This window comes from Terriglobia bacterium (assembly GCA_020073085.1).
GTDB lineage: Bacteria > Acidobacteriota > Terriglobia > JAIQFV01 > JAIQFV01 > JAIQFV01.
Genome location: JAIQFV010000002.1, coordinates 384,925 through 402,585, shown reverse-complemented (window position 1 = coordinate 402,585; position 17,661 = coordinate 384,925). Strand labels below are relative to the sequence as shown.

General features: G+C 56.0%; 14 protein-coding genes. 6 read left to right on the top strand and 8 right to left on the bottom strand.

Annotated elements, in window-relative coordinates:
* Nucleotides 1–85 precede the first annotated feature (85 nt).
* From LAO21_04110 to LAO21_04090, 5 genes are all read left to right on the top strand, one after another.
* Nucleotides 86–1,270 carry a class I SAM-dependent rRNA methyltransferase gene (locus tag LAO21_04110; protein MBZ5551882.1) on the top strand — a complete coding sequence of 395 codons (1,185 nt, stop codon included), beginning with the start codon at nucleotides 86–88 and terminating at the stop codon, nucleotides 1,268–1,270.
* Nucleotides 1,271–1,552: 282 nt separating this feature from the next.
* Entirely contained in the window at nucleotides 1,553–2,002 is a 450-nt protein-coding gene (locus LAO21_04105) for an Hsp20/alpha crystallin family protein (protein ID MBZ5551881.1), read from the top strand.
* 135 nt (nucleotides 2,003–2,137) lie between these two features.
* Entirely contained in the window at nucleotides 2,138–4,816 is a 2,679-nt protein-coding gene (gene clpB, locus LAO21_04100; GenBank protein ID MBZ5551880.1) for an ATP-dependent chaperone ClpB, read from the top strand.
* 287 nt (nucleotides 4,817–5,103) lie between these two features.
* A complete protein-coding gene (locus tag LAO21_04095; GenBank protein MBZ5551879.1) occupies nucleotides 5,104–6,441 on the top strand; it encodes a radical SAM protein in 1,338 nt (445 codons plus the stop codon).
* A gap of 297 nt (nucleotides 6,442–6,738) precedes the next feature.
* The gene (locus tag LAO21_04090) at nucleotides 6,739–7,605 is read left to right on the top strand and encodes a zinc metalloprotease HtpX (protein ID MBZ5551878.1); all 867 of its coding nucleotides are present in this window, start codon (nucleotides 6,739–6,741) and stop codon (nucleotides 7,603–7,605) included.
* A 223-nt stretch (nucleotides 7,606–7,828) separates the two neighbouring features.
* Here the strand turns inward: LAO21_04090 and LAO21_04085 are convergent, their stop codons facing one another.
* From LAO21_04085 to glpX, 6 genes are all read right to left on the bottom strand, one after another.
* On the bottom strand, nucleotides 7,829–8,587 hold the full coding sequence (locus LAO21_04085) for a methyltransferase domain-containing protein (protein MBZ5551877.1): 759 nt from the start codon (nucleotides 8,585–8,587) through the stop codon (nucleotides 7,829–7,831).
* Between the two features lie 251 nt (nucleotides 8,588–8,838).
* Complete coding sequence (locus tag LAO21_04080) at nucleotides 8,839–10,569, bottom strand: glycosyltransferase family 39 protein (GenBank protein ID MBZ5551876.1); 1,731 nt, start codon at nucleotides 10,567–10,569, stop codon at nucleotides 8,839–8,841.
* 139 nt (nucleotides 10,570–10,708) lie between these two features.
* Entirely contained in the window at nucleotides 10,709–11,425 is a 717-nt protein-coding gene (locus tag LAO21_04075) for a zinc ribbon domain-containing protein (GenBank protein ID MBZ5551875.1), read from the bottom strand.
* A 90-nt stretch (nucleotides 11,426–11,515) separates the two neighbouring features.
* The gene (locus LAO21_04070; protein ID MBZ5551874.1) at nucleotides 11,516–12,274 is read right to left on the bottom strand and encodes a zinc ribbon domain-containing protein; all 759 of its coding nucleotides are present in this window, start codon (nucleotides 12,272–12,274) and stop codon (nucleotides 11,516–11,518) included.
* Nucleotides 12,275–12,402: 128 nt separating this feature from the next.
* On the bottom strand, nucleotides 12,403–12,948 hold the full coding sequence (locus LAO21_04065) for a DUF2085 domain-containing protein (protein MBZ5551873.1): 546 nt from the start codon (nucleotides 12,946–12,948) through the stop codon (nucleotides 12,403–12,405).
* A gap of 246 nt (nucleotides 12,949–13,194) precedes the next feature.
* Nucleotides 13,195–14,181 (bottom strand): class II fructose-bisphosphatase, encoded by a 987-nt coding sequence (gene glpX, locus LAO21_04060; protein MBZ5551872.1) that lies wholly within the window; start codon nucleotides 14,179–14,181, stop codon nucleotides 13,195–13,197.
* A gap of 244 nt (nucleotides 14,182–14,425) precedes the next feature.
* Between glpX and LAO21_04055 the strand changes: the two genes are divergently transcribed.
* Nucleotides 14,426–14,959, top strand: a complete 534-nt coding sequence (locus LAO21_04055) for a hemerythrin domain-containing protein (GenBank protein MBZ5551871.1) — start codon at nucleotides 14,426–14,428, stop codon at nucleotides 14,957–14,959.
* 162 nt (nucleotides 14,960–15,121) lie between these two features.
* Here the strand turns inward: LAO21_04055 and LAO21_04050 are convergent, their stop codons facing one another.
* Entirely contained in the window at nucleotides 15,122–16,558 is a 1,437-nt protein-coding gene (locus LAO21_04050; protein MBZ5551870.1) for an amidohydrolase family protein, read from the bottom strand.
* A gap of 116 nt (nucleotides 16,559–16,674) precedes the next feature.
* Nucleotides 16,675–17,100, bottom strand: coding sequence for a hypothetical protein (locus LAO21_04045; GenBank protein ID MBZ5551869.1), 426 nt, complete (start codon nucleotides 17,098–17,100; stop codon nucleotides 16,675–16,677).
* Nucleotides 17,101–17,661 lie beyond the last annotated feature (561 nt).

Sequence of the window (17,661 nt, the reverse complement as noted above, 5' to 3'; positions counted from 1 at the left end):
TCAGTGATACCGACAAACACCGGAGACGCTAACGATGCTCCGCGAGACATGGAGACTTCCCGGTTGTGTGATAAAGTAGGGAAAAATGTCGAATACCACTCCATCGGCCACCATCCGAGTCAACCACAAGGCTGCGGCGCGCGTCGAGGCGGGCCATCTCTGGATTTACAAGAGCGACCTCGAGCGTCCGGAGAGTGTGGAACCGGGGATGACGGTTGAAGTCTGGGACTTCCGTGGCCGGTTCTTAGGTCGTGCCTTTTACAGCTCAACATCACAAATCGCCTTGCGTCTCTTGACGGCGCGCGAGACCGAGGTCGTGGATGAGGCGTTTTTCCGGAAGAGAATTCTGGCCGCAGTGCACCGCCGGGAATCCTCCTTGCAGGAGACTGAAGCCTACCGGCTGGTGAACGCGGAAGGCGATGGGCTGCCCTCAATCATCATTGATCGGTTTGTCGATATCCTGGTCTTCCAGACGCTCAGCCAGGGTGCCGACAAGGTCAAGCCGTGGATCATCCGGATTCTGAAGGAAGAGTTCCATCCCCGGGCGATCGTGGAACGCAACGACGCCGGCATTCGCGAACTGGAAGGCCTGGACCTGAAATGCGGTCTCGTCGATGGAGAGGTGCCCGAAGAGATCATTTACCGGGAAAATGGCATCCGGTTCATCGCCCGGCTTCTTGAGGGGCAGAAAACCGGATCCTTTCTCGATCAGCGTGAAAATCATCTGATGGCAAGGGGATATGCTCGCGGGGTCGCCCTGGACTGCTTTTCCTACGCGGGCGGATTTGCCTTGAACATCGCTGCTCGCTCAGAACATGTCCTGGCCATCGACAGCTCGGCCTCCGCCGTGGACCTGGGTGAGCGCAACGCCCAGCTCAACGAGGTGAAGAACGTGCAATTCAAGGAAGCCAATGTCTTTGACGAATTAAAGGCCCTCGATACCATGAAGGCAAGATTTGACACGATTGTCCTCGATCCCCCCGCCTTTGCAAAGAAGCGAACGAATCTCGAAAACGCGCGGCGCGGTTACAAAGAAATCAACCTTCGCGCCATGAAAATGCTGGCCCCTGGCGGGATTCTCATTTCCTGCTCCTGCTCCCAACATGTTTCCGAAATTGACTTCCTCAACTTACTCGCAGAAGCCGCCGCCGACGCGCACCGCCATTTTGCTGTGATTGAAAAACGAACCCAGTCCAGCGATCATCCGTTTCTTCTGTCCATGCCGGAAACGCTGTATCTCAAGTGCGTGGTCCTGCAGGCGGTGGAGTGAAGTTGTCAGTCCTCAGTTGCCGGAAAGCAGTTCTCAGTTGTCAGTTCCCAGTTGTCAGCAAAGGCCAGGACAAGAGATTTGGTTGTAACCGATGAGCCCTTGACCTTGGCGATATTGTGCCTCACTCTCCCCGCCGATCAGTAAATGAGGGCTTAGAACTAGCTACTGCATTCTGAGAACCGACAACTGAGAACTGACAACTCTTCGCTTCCCTTGACAGCACAAAACCCGAATCTTAGTATCGGATTGCACGGCAGGTATTGGGCGACAAGGGAGGTCATCATGGCAATCGTCCGGTGTGAACCGTTTCGCGACCTGATTACGTTGCAGGACCGTATGAATCGATTGTTGGATGAGCGGTTTGGCCGGCTGCGGACCGGGAATGAATCCATGGATTCGGGGGCCTGGTCGCCGGCGGTGGACATTTACGAAACCGACCACGACATCGTGGTGAAGGCGGAACTGCCCGAAATGAAGGAGAAGGACCTTGACATCCGGCTGGTGAACAACACCCTGACCCTGAAAGGGGAGCGCAAGTTCGAAAAGGAAACCCAGGAGGAAAACTACCATCGCGTGGAGCGGGCCTACGGGGCCTTTTCGCGATCCTTCACTCTCCCCACTTCGGTCGACCAAGACAAAATCAGTGCCGAGTACAAAGATGGGGTCTTGAAAATCACTTTGCCGAAGAAGGTGGAGACCAAGTCAAAACAAATCAAGGTGAACATCAGCTGATCCTCCGGCCAGCAGGCCCGGGATTGACCCTCGGGCGGGGACACCCGCCTCCGGGGAGCCGAGTTGATCTTGCATGAAAAGGAGAGGGGAAAGCCACAAGTTTTCTCCTATACTATTCGTTGACTCTATTTACTTATGCGATTCGATAAATTCACATTGAAAGGTCAGGAAGCCGTTCAGGCGGCGCAGGACGTGGCCTCCAAGCAAGGCCATCAGCAGTTGGAGCCAATCCATCTGCTGATGTCGCTTCTGCTGCAGCCCGAAGGCGTGGTGGTGCCGGCGCTGCAGAAGCTCGGGGTCTCGACCAACGCTGTGCTGGGCGAGGTGGAGACCGAACTGTCGCGCCTGCCCAAGGTCACGAGCGGCTTCGAGCAATTCATCGCCCCCACGCTCAACCAGGTGTTTGAAAAGGCATTCAAGGAAGCCGATCAGTTCAAGGACGAGTATGTTTCCACAGAACACTTGCTGCTGGCCATTGCTGACCAGAAAAACGACGCCGCCCAGAAGATCCTCCAGCGGCACGGCGTCACCCGGGATGCGATTCTCAAGGTGCTTCAAACCATCCGTGGTTCACAGCGGGTGACCGATCAGAATCCCGAGGACAAATACCAGGCCCTGGAGCGGTACGCCCGCGATCTGACCGAACTGGCACGCAAGGGAAAGCTGGACCCCGTCATCGGCCGCGATGATGAGATCCGGCGCGTGGTCCAGGTCCTGTCGCGCCGCACGAAAAACAATCCCGTTTTGATCGGCGAGCCGGGCGTCGGAAAAACCGCCATCGTGGAGGGACTCGCCCGCCGCATTGTGGCGGGAGATGTCCCGGAGACGATCAAGAACAAGCGGATCGTGGCCCTCGACATGGGGGCGCTCGTGGCAGGCGCCAAGTACCGGGGCGAGTTCGAAGACCGGCTCAAGGCCGTCTTGAAGGAGATCAATGAAGCCGAGGGCCAGGTGATTCTCTTCATCGACGAACTCCACACCGTGGTCGGCGCGGGCGCCGCCGAGGGCGCCATCGATGCCTCCAACATGTTGAAGCCGGCCCTGGCACGCGGCGAATTGCACTGCATTGGCGCCACCACCCTTAACGAATACAAGAAATACATTGAGAAAGACGCCGCCCTCGAACGGCGTTTTCAGCAGGTCTATATCGGAGAGCCCACAGTCGAGGATACGATCTCGATTCTGCGGGGACTGAAGGAGCGTTACGAGGTTCATCATGGCGTGAAAATCAAGGACAGCGCCATCATCGCGGCGGCTACCCTGTCGAACCGCTATATCAGCGACCGTTTTCTGCCGGACAAGGCCATCGATCTGGTCGACGAAGCCGCATCCTCCCTGCGGATTCAGATTGATTCGATGCCGACGGAGATCGATCAGCTCGAACGCGATATCATGCAGCTCGAAATCGAAAAGCAGGCGTTGAAGCGTGAGGACGATCCGGCCTCCAGAGAGCGGCTGCAGAAGATCGAGCTCTCGCTCAGCGAACTCCGGGAAAAGTCCAGCCAGATGAAGCTGCGCTGGCAGTCCGAGAAGGAGCACATCGCCCGGATTCGGCAGCTGAAAGAACAGATCGAGGGCCTCAGGCTGGAAGAGCAGAAGGCGGAACGCGAGGGGAATTACCAGCGGGTGGCAGAAATCCGCTACGGCGCGCTGGTGGGCGCTCAAAGAGAGCTGGAGAAACAGAACGCCGAACTCCTGGCCCGGTCTGAGAATGGGCGTTTCCTCAAGGAGGAAGTGGACGAAGAGGATATTGCGGCGGTCGTCTCGCGCTGGACCGGCATCCCGGTCTCCAAGATGCTCGAAGGAGAGGTGGCCAAGCTGATCAAGATGGAGGATCGCCTCCGGGCCCGGGTCATCGGACAGGAAGAAGCCCTGGTGGCGGTTTCCAATTCCATCCGGCGGAGTCGGGCGGGGCTGCAGGACCGCAAGCGTCCCATCGGGTCCTTCATTTTTCTGGGGCCGACCGGCGTGGGAAAAACGGAGTTGGCCCGCGCCCTGGCGGAATTCCTCTTCGACGACGAACATGCCATGGTGCGCCTCGACATGAGCGAGTACATGGAGAAACATTCCGTGTCCCGCATGATCGGGGCGCCGCCCGGCTACGTGGGATATGAGGAAGGGGGGCAGCTGACGGAAGCGATCAAGCGCCGCCCGTACTCCGTCGTTTTGTTTGATGAAATTGAGAAAGCGCACAGCGACGTGTTCAACGTGCTGCTGCAAATCCTCGATGATGGCCGACTAACTGACGGCAAAGGGCGGACGATCGATTTCAGAAACACCGTCCTGATCATGACCTCGAACCTCGCCTCCTCGATGATCCAGGAATTTCAGGCGCGGTTCAGCAGCTCGCACAAAGAGGACCGGAAACATGGAGTCTCCGCAGGCGACATCGAGTCGCGCCTGAGGGAACAGGTGATGCAGATCATGCAGGAAAACTTCAAGCCCGAGTTCCTGAATCGCGTGGATGACATCATTATTTTCCATTCGCTGGGGCGGAACGAAATCCAGAAGATCATCGACCTCCAGATCTTCCACCTCGAGCGGATGCTGACGGAACGCAACATCGGGATCTCCCTCACCGACCCTGCCCGCGAGCTGCTGTTGCGCGAGGGATTTGATCCGCAGTATGGGGCCCGTCCCATGAAACGGGCCATCCAGCGCCTGATCGTCAATCCGTTGTCGATGCAGCTGCTGGAAGGGATTGTCCATACGGGAGACATGCTGCAGGTCGATGCCGACCTCGAAAGGGGTGTCATGCTGTTTCAACCCCAGTCGGAGAAGGACGTCTCGTCGAAAAAAGCTCGAGCGGTGTGAGGGAATAGATGATAGGTGATAGGAAATAGCAGGTAGGTGACGGGTGAGTGAGAATGGGTTTTAGGTATGGAGTTCAAATGGTTTGACCGTTGCTGCACCACGTCTCACTAGAATTCGTGCACGAGGTCATGGCACTTATTATCTAACCCTAATCGCCTATTTGCTGCCAGCTTCTCCACCTATTCCCTATTCCCTATCATCTATTCCCTTCCCCCTGATCCCAATGATATGCTAGCGAGTTGCCGTTCTCTCCGCATCCCAGGAAGCAGAGAAGGGACCATGGTTGCATGACGAAGTCAGTCGAGACCCCCAGGATAGATCTCATCGAACAGCTTATTGCTGACCATCCCACGATCCCGCCGGAGGCCATCGTCAAAGAGGACCTTCTGCGCGGGGGGGTGTCGTTCAGCGACGATGCCCTGCGCGTGGCGGCGGGGATGCAGCCGAAGTCCTACTTCATTTTTTCATTTGACATGATTCCCATCAAAGAGATGGGCGAGCGGCGTGAGGATCTGAGCGCCCCCGAAGAGATTTGCCTGACAGAAGGACCCAGAGGATTTCGGAAGACGATTGTGTCGGTGCGGCTCAATCCACACTCCCCCTATCGCGTCGAGATTGATACGAACGGCAAGCTTGCCCTTACTATTCAAGCCGGACAGCGCGAGGATGGAATGGCGGATTCGCGCCGGGAGGTTCTCTGTGAGGTTCAATACCGGCCCCGGCCACGGTATTACGACCGCGCTCTCTCCAGCGGACGGCCGCTCGACGAGGTAGCACCCAATATCGAGTGGGGTTATCTGCTCTATTTGACGGTCTATCGGAAGTGCCAGTATTTCGGATTTGAAGAAGAGTGCCAGTTTTGCGACATCAACGAAAATTATCGCCAACAGATATCCGCCGGGCGCCCGTATCAGATTGTTAAAACCCCCGAGGAGATTCTTGAAGCGCTGGAGATCATCGCCGAGACGGACCAGGAAGCAAGGGCTTACACGGTGACGGGGGGATCGATCACCTCCAAGCTCCGTGGCCAAACGGAGGCGGACTTTTACGAACGCTATCCCCTCGCCATTGAGAAAAGATTTCCGCGCCGCTGGATCTCTAAATTGGTGGTGCAGGCGCTGCCCCTGGACGACGTGAAACGTTTCAAAGATGCCGGCGTGCAAATTTATCATCCCAATTATGAAATCTGGGATGACCGGTTGTTCGGAATCATCTGTGCGGGAAAGGGCCGGTACGTGGGACGCGAGGAGTGGCACCGCCGGATTGTGGAAGCCGCCCGGGTGTTTGGTCCCGACCACGTGATCCCGAACTTCGTTGCCGGCATCGAAATGGCGCAGCCTCACGGCTTCACTGAGGTTGAAGACGCCATGGCATCGACGGCCGAGGGACTGGAGTTTTTCATGTCTCAGGGGATCAAACCGCGGTTCACCACGTGGTGTCCGGAGCCGTTGAGCGTGCTGGGAAAAACAAACCCGCAGGGCGCACCGCTTCAGTACCACGTGCGCTTGCTGGAAACCTACCACCGCATTTTGCGTAAGTACAAGCTGACGCCTCCTCCCGGCTATGGTGAGCCCGGAATTGGAAAGGCCGTGTTTTCAGTCAGCGCATTTATGGATTGTTTTTGAAGACCAGCTTTCAGCGATCAGCTATCAGCTGTCAGATAACACAAGGAAGAGGAGCTGCTGCTTAATGAGACGGGATTTCATGAAATTAGAAGCCTATTCATCTTTGGATACACCCATTCAATAAGTCCGAAGCTGATTGCTGATGGCTGAGAGCTGAAAGCTGACAGCTTGCCCGACACCTGATACCTTCGCTTCATTGACAATTCGCTTTTGAATCTTACTATTAACATCTTGGAGACAACCTCTGGCCACCTGCACAAATCCAATCCATTGCAGGAACGAAAGGCACGCACGACTATGAATGGACTGAAAACGGTTTTACTGTTGGGCTTGCTGACAGGCTTGCTGTTGTTTGTAGGTGAGGCCGTTGGCGGTCAAAACGGCTTGATGCTGGGCCTCGGACTCGCCGTTGTGATGAATTTCGCAAGTTATTTCTGGTCCGACAAGATCGCCCTCGCGATGAATGGCGCCGTTCCCATTTCACGCGAAGAAGCGCCCATGGTCTATCGCATCTGCGAACGGCTCGCGGCCAACAATCAACTGCCGATGCCGAAGATTTATATGATTCCGACGGATTCACCCAACGCCTTTGCCACGGGACGGAATCCCGACCATGCCTCAGTTGCCGTCACCCAGGGTATTTTGAAAATCCTGGACGAGCGGGAACTTGAGGGTGTGCTGGCCCATGAACTCAGCCATGTGAAGAACCGCGACATCCTGATCAGCGCCGTGGCAGCGACCATTGCCGGCGCGTTAACGATGATTGCACGCATGGCTTACTGGGCTGAGTTGTTTGGGGGTTTTGGAGGACGCAGCAGCGACAACGAACGGGGTGGCGGCGTGCTTTCCGGTCTGTTGATGATTATCGTAGCGCCGATTGCCGCCCTCTTGATCCAACTGGCGATTTCACGGTCTCGCGAATACCAGGCCGATGCCAGTGGCGCTGAAATGACGCACAACCCTGAGGGACTGGCGAGCGCGCTTCAAAAGCTGGATGCCTACTCGAAGCGGATTCCGATGGTGGCTTCCCCCTCGACGGCCCACTTGTTTATCATTCAACCCTTCACCGGCGGGGGCCTGATGAGCGCTATCGGAAATCTCTTTTCGACCCACCCTCCCATCGCCAAGCGCATTGAACGCCTGACGGGCAGGCGGTTGGAATAGTTGCCGGTTGTCAGTTGTCAGTTGTCAGCAATAGCGATCCGTTCTCTTCTGACAGCAACTGCCCTTCGGATGATTGAATCGTCTGGTGGCGCAGACATGACCGCCCCAGCGTCCATGTCTGCGGACGGCTACGAATCAAGCCTGCGCTTCCGCCAAATGGAGCAAAGATGCGCCCCCGCCAAACATCTCTGCGCCCTTTACCGTCATTTCAATCGCATTCGAGTCAAGCAGAAGCTAATCCCTGTCCAGCTTCCTTTTTTGCGAACACTCCAATCAAAATCGATCCCATGTGGAATGGTAAACGGCTTTCGAGTACGTCCGCTTTTTCGGCCAGGCGCCAGCTCAGGGGGGCGAGCCAGGGGGCGAGAAAGCACATGGAGACACTTTCCTCCATTTCAAATCCGCACTCCAGGCCTGTGTCCTGCAGCTTCCGGGCATTAAAGAATTCCACATGCTGATGCTCCGACATCTGAGGCGCAAGCCGCGCCGTATCCATGATCCATTCGATCAGAGGCCAAAGAGATCGGTAATTCGGCGTGGTGACAAAAACCTTTCCCCCGGGCTTGACCAGTGTCCGGAATTGCTGGAACAACTCCCGGGTTTGGTTCCGGTAGATGTGCTCAATGAGCTCCAGGCAATAAATCTTGTCGAACGACAAGTGATCCAGACCGACCAGGTCGTCAACCAGTAGTCGCTCGAACCTCACATTCGGGGCGGAGAATTCTTGAGAGGCAAATGCGATGGCGTCTTCGCTGCTGTCAATTCCCAGAACCGATGCGCCGGATTCCCCCAGAAAAGAAGTGATCACGCCGGAGCCGCATCCAACATCCAAGATGCGTTCGCCGGACCCAGGCGGGAGATATCTCTTTATCGCCAGCTGTTTGCTGTAATGCCAGAACCGCTGGACCGGATTCCCCCGAGTCAATGCGCAGTATTGATAGTCTCCAGGAATTTTTGTGGTGTCCCCACGTCGCTGTTGCATAAGAGATAGGTTTCTAATGAGGAAAGAGGTGATAGGTATTAGGTGTTTGGTGTTAGGTTTCACCCAATGAACTACAAAGACAGAGGTCGGCGAGAGGTCTTAGAAGCTCGGTACGGGAGTTGAACTCTCCGCAACAGACAACGACGCTCGCTTCATTCCTCAAACAGCCAACGTCAGGTTTCCTGTTTCTTCCTATAACCTATTACCTATCACCTCTACTCTCCGGCCGTTCCAATTTCCCGTCAAATACACTAATGCACTTGAAAAACAAAAATCGACTCCCCCAGCCGAGCCATCGGCTCTCGATCCCGAAAATATTGAAAATAGTCACGACGATCTCCGAAGACAGTGCCCTGGAGAAGCGTCACGCTGATCGCATAAGTTCCTGATGAGGGAGACATTTTCGGAGGGAGATCGTGCGGCTCCCAGGCGTAAGGAACCTCCAACATCGTAGCGTGCATCCCATAAAACTCCGGATTGCCCCCGCCCAGATAGGCCAGCTTGAGATCATCGATCTGATTCTCACGAGCATAGGAAGCCAGGCGAGGGAGTTCTTCCCCCCAGTCCAAATTGGAATCGCTCAGGTATTTCCATCCGTTCCGTGGTCCTCCGATGATCTCGTTGAAATAGGCCAGATAATCCGGATATGTCCTCAACACCAAAATCGGCAGCGCCACCAGTAAGATTGCAACCGCCACCTTCACGGGTTTCCGACCCCGCTCAAGGATCCGTGCGACCATCGCGCCCGCCAGGATGCACATCGGCGGGAAGATCGGGAGAATATGGCGCAGGCCGGCGTTCACCTTGCTGCCCAGGCTGGGAACGAGATAGATGACTACGGCGAGCAAAAGAAGAAACCACCGCCAATCCCTGTCCCGGACGACCACATAGAGACCGTAGACAAACCCGGAGATGAAAAAAACAAGGATCGGGATCGGGAGTTTGATGGCAAGGGCAAGCGGATAGTAATACCACCAACCGGTACTCGAATAGTGCCCCGCCAGAAAGGCCGGCCAACCCGTACCCGTGACTTGAAACACGCTCTCGATTCCTGCCAGCAGCGTTATGGGAAGAAGATGCACCAGAACTCGAGATACACTGGAATGGAGCGGTACATGCGAAAGGTGCGGGCGGAACAGCTCCAGCCCATATCCGAGGTTCGCGATCCCGATAATCAGGACCGCCCCTGCCAGGCCATGCATCAGGTGGTTCTTGAGAATAGTGGGGTGAGCGATGGTGGGTTTCGAGGATCTCCTCTCCCGATGGAGAAGAAATGCAGTGATGAAAACGATCCCTGCGAGGCCGAAAAGCAACAACAATGAGAATTTTGTCATCATCCCGATCGCCAGCACCGCGGCCACGTGCAATGCTCTCCGCAGATCGGGAGAAAGCAGATAGAGCCATGCCGCATAGAAAAACCACAAGTAAACGAGAGCCGAGGCGAGGTCGTTCTTGACCAGCATCGCGTTGGCGAGGATGTTGGGCTCGAGGGTAAACAAAAACAGCGCAACCAAAGCGGCGCAGCTCCCGAAGAAACGACGCGCCACAAAATAGACCCATCCTCCCAGGGCACAGGCAATAAGCACCATAGGCACCCGGGACCAAAAAATCATCCGGAAGTAGAGCGGGGGCGGGTTGGAATCGAAAAACACGTTTCCGAATTTCCAGTGGATTCGGTCGCGCCAGCTCGCATCTTCCAGCGGCAGCCGGGGGTGCAGGGCCAGCAGCGGCAGGGCACTGATCACACGCACCAGCGGCGGAGTGTCTTCCCCCAGGTTGACATCGCCGGTTTTCAGGAATGCATAGCCCACCGCAACGTTGGCGGGCTCATCGACGGTCAGAGATTTCCGGGGAATCTGGGTTACGGCGTGGAAGAAGAAAAGGAGCAGCAAGAGGACAACGAACGCCCTTGAATATCGATCGCAAAAGCTCGCGGCGTCCAAGTTCCTCATCATGCACTTGGAGTTGACCAGTAGAAACAACCGGGATTCAAAATTCTCAGGCCCGTCCTTAAAAAAGTAATTTCCCTAAGGATCAGTTCCCAAAGCAATTCAAGGCTTGAACCCCTCGGAACCCTTGTCATGACCCGCTTCAGCCGGGTCTTCGAAGGCCCTTGTCAGTTCAACTCGGTCTCTTCACATCGCCGACCATATGGGATTTGAATAGCGACCTCCCAATGATCCCGCCAAGGGCGCCAAAGAGTGAGAAAACAACCAGCGAGATGATGAAACCGAAAATAATCAATCCGACAGCAAATTCCGGAGAAAACATCCTGAGCATAAAGTCCCGAAACTGAGGTGGGAAGTCGGGATTTTGTTCCATCATCTTCTCGATCATCTCCCGTTGGAATCCCCCCGCCACACGGGTCATGATGAGCTGAAAAGGGATGGAAATAATCGTGGAGACCACTGCCGAGACCATTCCGCTCTGCATACCCAGGAGAGCCGCCGTGCCCCCCGTCATTGCATAAAGCTGTTTGCTGTATATATAGACAGCGATGACCCCGCCGAGCATGACCCAAAGGCAGAAGCAACAGTTGCCGGCCTTAATAAACGGAAGACCTGACAAAAGGCCCCCCACCAGCCCTCCCAACAGTGCTGCTTTCATCTTATTTGAAGGGGCGCCCGCAGGCGCCGCAGGAAACCCCGAGGGAGGTGGCGTCCATTGTCCTTGGGGTGGAGGAGGGGGTTGGGGAGTCCACTGTGGTTCCGGAGCAGGAGGTGGCGGTGGGGGCGGAGGGGCCGCTGCGGCAGGCTGCGGCGATGCGGCTCCACACTTCTGGCAAAACCTCGCTCCTTCATCAATCGTGTTTCCACAATTCGGGCAAAAAGCGGCCATGTCACTCTCCCTTGATTAAGTGTCTATCGCTCTGTTTCTGGAAACCCGATGCATATCTGCATCACCAGTTAGAACACTCCGCCGAATAGATTACTGCGGCGAATTCCCGGAAAGGCTCGCGACCGCAATCTTGGTCACGCCTGTCCCTTCATCCTCGATCGTGATCATCTTCCAGCCGTTCTGGATCGCCACATTCAAGACGACCGTGTGTTTTCCTCCGGAAGCGGAATCAAAGGCACTGACCTTGTTACCCAGCCGGCTCTTGTAAAACTCGACCACCTTGTCGATGCTGTCGGTTGTGGTGAAGGTGGCGCCGCCCAAAGTGCCGCCCTTCTCCCCTTCCCCCCCGGAGATGCTGAAAGAGCCTGACCCTTCCTCGGCCCTGGCGCCCGGATAAATCGGGACACCCAGCTTTTCTTCAGAAATGTCCGCCTTCGAGTTAAGTTTGATCTGTCCCTTGGGGGTGTTGATGGAGACCTCGGCTCTCCCTCCCGGCCCCTCTTTTACCGAGACGTTATCGAGCACGGTCTTCTTGATAAACAGGCTAACGCCTACGACGGCCACCACGATGAGGATGACGATGACCCCAAGAACGATCAAGATAACTTTGAGGGCTCCTCCGGTCTTCTTCGTCGGAGGTCCGGGCTGACCGGCTGCATATGGCGGTGGAGCCCACTGCTGTTGTGGCTGAGGGGGTGGAACCGGCGGAGGTGCGGCCCATTGCTGCTGTGGTTGGGCTGGGGGAGGCGGCGCAGCTTGCATCGGTTGAGGCGCCGGCGCCCCGCACGCCTGACAGAATTTTGATCCCGTGACGATAGCGGTCCCGCACTTTGAGCAAAATAGAGCCATAAAGATCCTCCTTGGTCTTGGCTACTCAGTGAACCCTGACTGGCGCCTTGAAGCCGCTCCCACTCAGCGTTTTCACTCGGTTCCCAGTCTCCAATGACAACTCCCTGCTTTCAATGCCGTGGTTGCATTCAGAATATTTTGATTCCGGAAACATCAGTGGCGACGGCGGGTCTGGACTCTTTGGAAACCTTGATAAAGATATCGAAAATGGCTGGCAGTAAATAGAACGTTGCCACTATACCACAAAAGGCACCGGTCAAAAATCGAGACATCGGGGTGCTGTGGCGTATTCCCAAAAGTTCGCCTCCCACATCCGCGGCCATCAGCGCCAGGGCGAGCAACAACAATGCCCGGTTCTGAATTCGAACTCGAACCAGTCCCTCCCTTTTCCCGGGCCGCGCCAGGCTCAGCAGCGGAACCAACAAGAGGCCTGCCAGCGCCCCCAGGTAAATCCCGGTGCAGCGATGGCACACCGCCAGATGGTGACCGAATGCAAAGAAAGACCGGTCCGCCCGCTGATGACACACCGGAGAAAACATCAAGTACAACCCTGTAGCCACAATCGTATGCCCTTGTGCCCAGCTCCACGGCGCCGCAATGAACGCCAGGTTCCAGAGAATGGCGACGGCGAGAAGGATCCCGTAAACTGTTTGGGTTTTGTGTTGCTCGGTCATTCTGGTTCAATCCTGAAGTAAGTTGTCAGTTCTCAGTTGTCAGTTCTCAGTAATGGCTATCAGCGGTCAGCTATCAGCAACCGAACCAGAGGATCGCCTTCTTGTTCAAGGACCTGATTTCCAATCAGCGGTCAATTGCTGCTTCGAACCATGCTTACAACCCCCAGTAAGCCTCCCGCCAAAAGCTGGTGGCTGATAGCTGAAAGCTCTTACCGACAACTGAGAACCGAGAACTGACAACTTCTTTCAAAAGAACCGCACTTTAATATCCGGCCGTTTTTCCAAGTGCACGGTATCGATGAACTGTACCTTGTGATCCTCCAGGGTCATGACCAGGGAGGAAGTACGTGTGCCCTCGCCAAAGTAACGGACCCCCTTCAAGAGGTTCCCGTCCGTGACCCCGCACGCCGCAAAGATGATTTTCTTTCCCGGGGCCAGGTCTTCCGTCGAGTAAATCCTGGTCAAATCCTTGATCCCCATCGCCTCCATCCGCTCGCGCTGTCCCTCCTTGGCCACCACCAGGCGGCCCAGGATCTCCCCATTCAAGCAGCGCAAGGCCGCGGCGGTCAGCACCCCTTCGGGGGCGCCGCCTATCCCCATGACGGCGTGAACGCCCGTCCCGACGACCGCGGCCGAAATTCCGGCCGAGAGATCTCCATCCCCGATCAGGCGAATGCGGGCCCCCGCTTCTCGGATGGCGTCGATGAGTTTCTGATGGCGGGGGCGGTCCAGTACGATGACCACGAGGTCTTCCACATCGCGGTCGAGCCGCCGCGCGATGGCTCTGAGATTGTCCTTGGGGGGAGCATCGAGTTCCACCGCCCCCTTGCATGAGGGGCCCACGATGATCTTTTCCATGTAAGTATCGGGGGCATTGAGCAATCCCCCCCCTTCGGAGGCCGCCAGCACTGCGATGGCGTTGGGAGCACCCATGGCGCACAGGTTCGTTCCTTCCAGGGGGTCGACGGCAATGTCAATTCGAGGCATGTTTCGATCGTCGTTTTTCGCCCCCAGGCCCACCCGCTCGCCCACATACAACATGGGGGCTTCATCCCGTTCTCCCTCTCCGATTACAATGGTTCCGTCGATCTCGAGGGTGTCCATGACCTTTCGCATCTCTTCGACGGCGACCTGGTCGGACAGATGTCGGTCCCCTTGTCCCATGGTGTGAGCCGTGGCAATGGCCGCCTGCTCCACAACTCTAAGAAACTCGTGCGACAGAATACGCTCCATTGTTCCTCCCTTGTCGGGCCCGCAGGTCAGGATGAGATTCAGCGGTCGGCTTCCGATGGTGACGGCTTCAAGACGGCAGTGATAACTTTTTGCTTTTGAGTCTTGATTTCAGGTGAATGCGAGCCAAAAATACTAGCAGAATCCCGGTGAAATGGTGAGGGAATTTTGGTGGCGGCAGGTTGCAGGGACCCGGCGTTCTCTCTTATGACACTTCTTTCTTGGATTGACCTCTCGAGGAGAATCAATGCGCATAAAAACCATAAAGGGTAGGGATCGGGAAAGGGACGCCGGTCAAGCGGCTTCATTCCTTGATCTATTGAATACGCATCATGACATTTTCGAGGTGTTTCTCGAGCACCAGGAAGCCTTGCTCCGCCAGGATTTTCCTCTGGCGTTGCGGAGGCTGAAGAGCTACGAGCGGAAGATCAAGCGTCACATTCGGGAGGAGGAAGGGTTGCTCATGCCCGTTTATTCGAGGGCCGGAAAGGTGCCGGGGGGCGACCCCCAGCTCTTTCTGGGTGAGCACCAGCGCATCGTGGAATTCATCGACCGCCTCAAGAAGCTGCTCCCCCGAGGAAAAATTCAAGGGAAGAAAGCCACCCGTCAGGCAATCGAGATCCTTTACCAGGAAGCGATGTTTCGCTGGCTCATCGAACATCACGACGAGCGCGAAAAGCAGATTCTGTACCCGACCCTGGACCGGGTGACAACGGCTGCGGAGCGGGAAGAGATTCTGAAGAAAGTTGTCAGTTCTCAGTTGTCAGTTGCCCGTGGGTAGCTCTCAACCCTCAGCGATCAGTTGACACCAGTAGACCAAGAATCTGAATGGGAGACTGATCAGCCTAGAATTCGAAATAGACCCCGTTAGTCGCCCCAATAGGGTTTTCTGATGGCTGAGAGCTGAATGCTGACTGCTCTTCACCGACAACTGGCACCTGTTTCACCGCAATCCCACCATCCCCCGCACCGATTCAATCAACTTTCCCGAGTCATAGCCGATGCCATCTTTGAAGACAAGAGTAACTTTCTTGATGTCGGAAATGTTCTTAGAGGGATCCCCCTGGATCACGACCAGATCCGCCTGCTTCCCCGCCGCGAGTGTGCCGATATGATCCAATTCACCCAGAAACTGCGCTCCGTTGGACGTTGCTATCTTGATCGCTTCAAGGGGTGTGAATCCTGCCTCAACCAGCAATTCGATTTCGCGTTGATCCCCAAATCCGGGGATCACGCCTCCGTACCCGGTCGGGTCCAACCCCGCAATCAACATCCCTCCGGCCTTTACAAATTCGCGTTCGAACTGCTGCTCTTTCCTGAAGGCCGCCTCTCGGCCCGGCAAAGGGGACTGGCCGATCCGCGCGCGTATGGAAAGGTAATCTATCCGCGCTTCGGGCAACAATGCATCAAGAACACGCTGGTCCAACGGCGGGCGATTGGGCACGGAAATCTCGAACACCGGCAGCGTTGAAGTGATCGCCACATGATGCTCGACCAGGTCGCGAATCATCTCCTGAACCGGGGCGCTCTCCAGATCAAGCTTGGCAATGCTGTCTCTGGCTTCCTGGGGCGGAGGACATGTGTCGGGCTTCTTGCCGGCGACAAACTCGGCATCCACCAATAACCCGTGTTCCAGGTCGTCAATGCCCAAGCCGGCCGCCTCACGAAATCCGACCGAACACAGGTGCCCGGTGACCTTGAATCCGCGTTGATGCGCCGCCCCGACGGCTGCTGCCAACTCCGCGCGCGAGATGTTCATGTACGCCTTAAACGAGGTCACGCCCTGGTCGGCCCAGTACTCGACCATTCGCCGCGCATCCTCAGGACTGGTCAGCTCGTGCATCTGCAGGGTGAATGCCCCCGGACCTTCGAGATACGGGCCAGTCACGTGCATTTTGGGTCCCGGAACTCTTCCGGCATCGATCGACTTCTTCAGATTCAAGTCCGTGTAAGGCTCCAGGCTGCCGGTAGTGCGGATGGTTGTCACTCCGCCGGCCAGATAAAGCCGTGGCGCGCTGTACGCCAAGTCGTTATAGAGCGCACTCCCCCCGCCCGAGGGATAGAAAATGTGATCATGCATCCCAACGATGCCGGGGATCACGGTGCTTCCACTGAGGTCGAGGACCTTGGCGTTCTCGGGGACCTTGATATCCGCCGACCTTCCGATGGCCTTGATTCGTCCGCTCTCAACGACAACAGTCTGATCTTCCACGGCGGCTGCGCCGGTCCCATCGATCACCCGGACATGCGTCAACGCGAAGACCGGCGCATCGACGCTCACGAATGCCCTCACGACCGGAGATAAAGCAGTGGCCGGCTGAGCACCGATCAGACGCAAAGACAAGCATATCGAAATCACCCCGAGAATGAATTTCCGCATCAGCTCCCTCCGTGTACAAGAAACACCAAGTTCTCTGTCACAAGCATGCACAAGACCCGCGAATGCTGTTCCCTGATGCCTTTTCGTGCCCCGGGAAAACCCATTCACGCTGAAGATTACTTTTTGTCCGCCGCTTCAAGAAAGATTTTCTCCGCCTGCAGGATGCGGGTTGGAGGTAATTGCCCGCTGACCTCCACGATGTCGCCCTTCTTCAAATCGGCAAAGAGCACGCCGGGTCCGCCTTTCTTTTCCTTCCGGTGCTTGATCTTGGTCTTATCGTCGACCTGGACGAGCACCGTGAACCCTTCACTGGTGTCCAGCAGAAATCGTCGTTCTTCCAGCTTGACGGTGTTGATCGTGCCTTTAAACCTCTGAAAAGGAAACTGCGGTTTCTCCTCTTCTTTCTTCTTGTCCTTCTCCCTCTCTCCTCCGTACCTTCCCTGGGCCGGCGATAAACTTGCGGCCAGTACAGTTATCATGACGAATGAGAGTGCCAGTGAAAAAAGCCGCCAGATCGTTTTCTTTTGTGAATGATCATTCATAGTGATTCTCTCTGTGTTAATTTTTAGTTTGTGGAGGGAGCACGAGGTCCAAATGGACGAACGCTCCCTCGGCATTCTACTTCAGATCCGCGTGGTTTTCACCGAAGAAGGCAAGGAGGAGCAAAATCCAGGGACAAGCTTGACCGATTTCCGCATTCCGGACCATGCCAGGGCCGGAGGCGACTGACGATCGGCCAAACTCTCGGTTTCAGGTGATTATCATGGGTCGCCGCTGCAGCGCGTCATCCAACCGGGTCACTCATGTGGGAGCAGGCCCAATCGAGGCTGAACTGAATGTTTTGCAAACGGCCCCGTTTACGGCTAGCCCAAACGTTGGAAATAGAGTTACAAGGTGTAATTGCGAAATTTTCGGATTAGGGGCGTCCGCCGCTGCGGACGCCCCCACGTTCAATCATGCACAATTTTGTAACATGTTCAAAGACGTTTGTATTAATATCGAAAATCTGTGCAAAGACTCCCCGCTGCAATAAATCTTGAAACGTCTTCCGCTTGAGCGGGGGGCTGCGATGCAATCGCTTGTCGTCGAAAAAGCAAGCACAC

What these genes read in the sequence shown, in the direction of transcription:
- LAO21_04110 (MBZ5551882.1), top strand. Translation starts at nt 86, where the DNA reads ATGTCGAATACCACTCCATCGGCCACCATCCGAGTCAACCACAAGGCT.
- LAO21_04105 (MBZ5551881.1), top strand. Translation starts at nt 1,553, where the DNA reads ATGGCAATCGTCCGGTGTGAACCGTTTCGCGACCTGATTACGTTGCAG.
- clpB (MBZ5551880.1), top strand. Translation starts at nt 2,138, where the DNA reads ATGCGATTCGATAAATTCACATTGAAAGGTCAGGAAGCCGTTCAGGCG.
- LAO21_04095 (MBZ5551879.1), top strand. Translation starts at nt 5,104, where the DNA reads ATGACGAAGTCAGTCGAGACCCCCAGGATAGATCTCATCGAACAGCTT.
- LAO21_04090 (MBZ5551878.1), top strand. Translation starts at nt 6,739, where the DNA reads ATGAATGGACTGAAAACGGTTTTACTGTTGGGCTTGCTGACAGGCTTG.
- LAO21_04085 (MBZ5551877.1), bottom strand. Translation starts at nt 8,587, where the DNA reads ATGCAACAGCGACGTGGGGACACCACAAAAATTCCTGGAGACTATCAA.
- LAO21_04075 (MBZ5551875.1), bottom strand. Translation starts at nt 11,425, where the DNA reads ATGGCCGCTTTTTGCCCGAATTGTGGAAACACGATTGATGAAGGAGCG.
- LAO21_04070 (MBZ5551874.1), bottom strand. Translation starts at nt 12,274, where the DNA reads ATGGCTCTATTTTGCTCAAAGTGCGGGACCGCTATCGTCACGGGATCA.
- LAO21_04065 (MBZ5551873.1), bottom strand. Translation starts at nt 12,948, where the DNA reads ATGACCGAGCAACACAAAACCCAAACAGTTTACGGGATCCTTCTCGCC.
- glpX (MBZ5551872.1), bottom strand. Translation starts at nt 14,181, where the DNA reads ATGGAGCGTATTCTGTCGCACGAGTTTCTTAGAGTTGTGGAGCAGGCG.
- LAO21_04055 (MBZ5551871.1), top strand. Translation starts at nt 14,426, where the DNA reads ATGCGCATAAAAACCATAAAGGGTAGGGATCGGGAAAGGGACGCCGGT.
- LAO21_04050 (MBZ5551870.1), bottom strand. Translation starts at nt 16,558, where the DNA reads ATGCGGAAATTCATTCTCGGGGTGATTTCGATATGCTTGTCTTTGCGT.
- LAO21_04045 (MBZ5551869.1), bottom strand. Translation starts at nt 17,100, where the DNA reads ATGAATGATCATTCACAAAAGAAAACGATCTGGCGGCTTTTTTCACTG.